Genomic DNA, 3,647 nt, shown 5'->3' on the forward strand with positions numbered 1-3,647 from the left:
GCGCCGCGCGGGCGGCGCTCGATCTGATAGGCGCTGCACCTCTCCCGTCGTACACCTCGAAGCTTCGCAAAGTTCGGCAAAACCAGGTTATTTCTCTAGGGTTCGCCCTGAAAGCAGCAAGGCTGACTATAAATCGAAAGGTCCGAGGGCTGCGTTGGGTGGATGGCGTGTATCAAGCGACTGGCCGCAAAGGGTCGATGGCGGACGGTCATGGATGATAGCCCCACCACATTGTGCCCTGAACGGCATTGGTGCCTGGAAGCATTCAATAGGCACGTTCGTTTTAAGGAGATGGCCCACCCAGCAAGGGTGAGCCAGGTCTGAATCAGGATCGCTTGCGCTTGAACAGCTTGCCGAAGAAGCCGGCGATGGCCACCAAGCCCAGGATGATGAACTTCTTGAACGCCAGCAAGGCAACACCGATCTTGGCGAACAGGCCCGCCTTGGCGGCGATGCCACCGGCGACCAGGGCGGCCAGTCCGTATGGCGCCAGCTTGTCGGTCTTGGCGTCGTAATCGGCGTAACGGTTGCCGTCGGTGAAGTTGGTGAAGGCGAGAATCTTTGGCGTTTCCTGCTTGATGGTCTGCAGGTCGGCCATCGCCGCCACGGCATTGAGCTCCAGCACGCCTTCGCGGCCCAGCACGCGGATGCTGTAGTTCAGGGTGGTCTGGTCGGCGTCTTCGGCCTTCAACTCTCGCGCCCAGTACATCTTGTGGGTAGCCTGATCGTAGCTCGGTGGTTCGGCCCAGCCCAACAGTGTCAGGCCGGCATAGCCTTCCTTGCGACGCTCCTTGTTGTCTTCCTCGTCATCGGCCTTCATCTGCTCGAGCAGGTCGGCGTAGTCGATCTTGGCTGCGTCATCGTCGGAAATGTGGCCGTCGTTCTTGTAGCTGATGATCACGCCCCAGCCGTTGTCCGCCAGTGGATTGACGGCGGTCGGGATGATCATGCCGAGGGTCTTGAAGCCCGGTGGGTTGCCCCAGCCTTCGGTCAGCAGGCGCTCGGCGTCGTTCGGCGACAGGTAGTAGAACTCGTTGTTGAGTTGGAGGCTGGCGATACCGCCGGGCAGGGTGATGTTGCCGTGCTGTTGCTTGAGCGTGGCCAGCCACTGTTCGGCGGTCTGGTGCGGTTGTTCGCTGGCGGTTGGCGCAGACGCGGGAGTGCTGGCGGCAATGGCAGGCAAAGTAGTTGCGCAGAGCAACACTGCCGCCAACAACTGGCGCAGGTGTTTCATCGTAGTCCCTTACAATTTGAAATAATTTGGCCGCGCAGGATAGCTGAAAGAGCTGGCCAATCGCCAGAATCTCGTGTCCTTGTCTACCTTTCGATGCCAACGGGACACGCTTGCGCGTCCTCCTTTCTGGCGGTCAAGCCAGTGACATCCTCTGTGCCCAGCCTCTGCCTGGACGCAGTCAGCATTCCGTCAAGCCAACTCGGCTATTCCATGTGGTGTTAGCAACATCTCTTTTCGGACAGAGCCTAGACTCTGTACAAAATATATCTACACGCGGACACATGTCGTACAGCCCCTAATATATTCCCTTTTCTTCAACCCTCTCCAAGAAACTGTCCTGTAAGTCCCCACTGATCACCTCACCATCACGACTGACCACAAAATCACCGGACAGTCCGTCGGGGAAGTGGGTACCATCCAATGTCCCAAAAACAATCGACACCGCATCGGCCATCGCAAGAGAAATAAAACCTAGCACGTCCTCCCGCTCTTCATGGGATAAAATGGCCAATGCATTCCTGGTTCTCGCACACACGTCCAAACCAGTATCCGGGGGTGCGTTCAAGGTCTTTCGATAACGCGGAATTCCTTGATCGAATATAGCCCTAAACACAGCACCCACGAAATCTTCAGCATTACTCATACGTCCCTACTCCCTGTACTGCCACCTGAGATAAGAAGCTAGCAAATTGCAACCCGTGAGGCAGGTTCGCGCTTACTCAAACTCTGCATACTCTACTAACATCCAGACTGAAAAGTCTGACCCTCCCGCATCACCATAAGACTTGATCTCACCCAGCGTCTTGTCATGCGCCATCCACGCCACTTCACCATTCTGGTCGGTGAGTTTGCGCTGGCGCTTGGCCCGCTGCATCTGGTTCAAGAAAAAATTGACGGATTTATTTTTTTCTACTTCAGAGCAGTAAAAATAAATCCTCCCCTTTTTTGCTCGGGTCGAAAGCGAAGCATACTCACGCCCCCAGTGCACTCCGCTTCCTCGGCTGCGTTCGCCTTGCCTGACCTTCGTCTCAAGAACTTTCGCACAAACTTCAATACTTAATCTATTACAACTTATTTTCGCCAAGCATCATACTCTCAACAGCACTAAAATCGGCCATCAACCTAAAGCTCGCCCCACCCTCCATAATCTGCAAATTTCCAATACTAAGAGAATCAGTTCTTGGTGAAGGGCCGACGACATAAAGCCCAAGCGAGTCTATTTCCTTCATCAAACGCTCCTCCTCTATAAAAAGCTGCTCATTCACCGCTTGCTCATGCTCCTTGAACAACTTTCCATACAGGTCAAAATCTATATCCGGCAAAAAAAACCGATCATTCGCATACCACTCGTGGAAAAAACCAATAATCTCCCAAGAGACAACCCATTAGTAGATACCAGTTTAAACTCCATCATCAAGGGCACCTCGTAGTTTCACTCAACGCTTGAGAAAGTCCCTTTAGGCTTTCATCATTACGATAAAAAAGGCGGAGAAAAACAGGGAAAGGGGACGGATTTATTTCCTCTACTTCAGAGTAGTAAAAAATAAATCCTTCCACTTTTTTGTACAACCGACTAACACCTCAACGCTTCGACTCAATATTTGACCAGTCAAGCTGATTTTCGACCATTGCACGATCAGCACTTAACATTGATAGTTCGCCAGTGAAAACCGGGGCTTGCTTCAACGTATTTTCTTGAGCTGAGTCCAACACAATCGCCTGCGTCCCTCCAAGCCTTGCCAAGTGAACTTGGGCTACGTAGAAATCATAAAAATCAATAATTGCCTCATCCACACAACCCAAGCTTTCAGAATCGCCCTCTTTGAAATACTCAACGAGATCTGACAGGGCGTACAAATACATATTTAGCAAGATATTCTCGGTCGTAGCACCCTGCTCATCCACAACCGTGCTTCTCATTATTTTTTCAACACCTTTGAGCGTGACTTTTTTTCCTCCCGCAAGCCACCGCCATGCCTGATCAAGCAAACCAGTAAAGACTGTAGGGACTACGATACCTTTACCCTCAAGGAGCACCGCAAGGCGATCAAATGACTTCAAAACAACATAAAGTCCAACTCGTTCCTCATTACTCATACGCTCAACCTCTCTTCCGTTTCAATCGTGACACAGGCTTGGCACCATGCCCCATCGAAAAAGGGGACGGATTTATTTTCTCTACTTCAGAGCAGTAAAAATAAATCCGTCCCCTTTTTGGTCTCTGAGCATGCGGTGCCTGGGGGCGCAGCGCCGGCTCCCAGGCAATCGCATTGAGCGCAACGAAAGCCGAACATGCACCTAAGTAAGTGCCATTCAAATTCGTCCCCTTTTCCCCCATTCGAGGTCTTTGGGCGCAGGGCTTTGGACCGCGTGCTGGCGACTAGGTGCTCGCCGTCCGCCTTGCAGCGCGCTC

Annotated in this window: 6 protein-coding genes; 1 reads left to right on the forward strand and 5 read right to left on the reverse strand. The window is 52.4% G+C overall.

The window, feature by feature from the left end; all coding sequences use genetic code 11:
• Positions 1-218: hypothetical protein (locus tag P5705_RS25835; RefSeq protein ID WP_277463698.1), on the forward strand; the 218-nt coding region annotated here is incomplete at its 5' end.
• Between the two features lie 107 nt (positions 219-325).
• Here P5705_RS25835 and P5705_RS25840 read toward each other — a convergent pair.
• From P5705_RS25840 to P5705_RS25860, 5 genes are all read right to left on the reverse strand, one after another.
• The gene (locus P5705_RS25840) at positions 326-1,234 is read right to left on the reverse strand and encodes a DUF2167 domain-containing protein (protein ID WP_277463699.1); all 909 of its coding nucleotides are present in this window, start codon (positions 1,232-1,234) and stop codon (positions 326-328) included.
• Between the two features lie 295 nt (positions 1,235-1,529).
• Positions 1,530-1,877, reverse strand: coding sequence for a hypothetical protein (locus P5705_RS25845; protein WP_277463700.1), 348 nt, complete (start codon positions 1,875-1,877; stop codon positions 1,530-1,532).
• 72 nt (positions 1,878-1,949) lie between these two features.
• A complete protein-coding gene (locus P5705_RS25850; RefSeq protein ID WP_277463701.1) occupies positions 1,950-2,222 on the reverse strand; it encodes a hypothetical protein in 273 nt (90 codons plus the stop codon).
• Positions 2,223-2,298: 76 nt separating this feature from the next.
• Positions 2,299-2,499 (reverse strand): hypothetical protein, encoded by a 201-nt coding sequence (locus tag P5705_RS25855; RefSeq protein WP_277463702.1) that lies wholly within the window; start codon positions 2,497-2,499, stop codon positions 2,299-2,301.
• A gap of 316 nt (positions 2,500-2,815) precedes the next feature.
• A complete protein-coding gene (locus P5705_RS25860) occupies positions 2,816-3,331 on the reverse strand; it encodes a hypothetical protein (protein ID WP_277463703.1) in 516 nt (171 codons plus the stop codon).
• Positions 3,332-3,647: the final 316 nt, after the last annotated feature.

The organism is Pseudomonas entomophila (assembly GCF_029478665.1).
Taxonomy (GTDB): domain Bacteria; phylum Pseudomonadota; class Gammaproteobacteria; order Pseudomonadales; family Pseudomonadaceae; genus Aquipseudomonas; species Aquipseudomonas entomophila_F.

Excerpts from the sequence above, each read along its gene's own strand:
- P5705_RS25840 (WP_277463699.1), bottom strand. The coding sequence starts at position 1,234 with ATGAAACACCTGCGCCAGTTGTTGGCGGCAGTGTTGCTCTGCGCAACT.
- P5705_RS25845 (WP_277463700.1), bottom strand. The coding sequence starts at position 1,877 with ATGAGTAATGCTGAAGATTTCGTGGGTGCTGTGTTTAGGGCTATATTC.
- P5705_RS25860 (WP_277463703.1), bottom strand. The coding sequence starts at position 3,331 with ATGAGTAATGAGGAACGAGTTGGACTTTATGTTGTTTTGAAGTCATTT.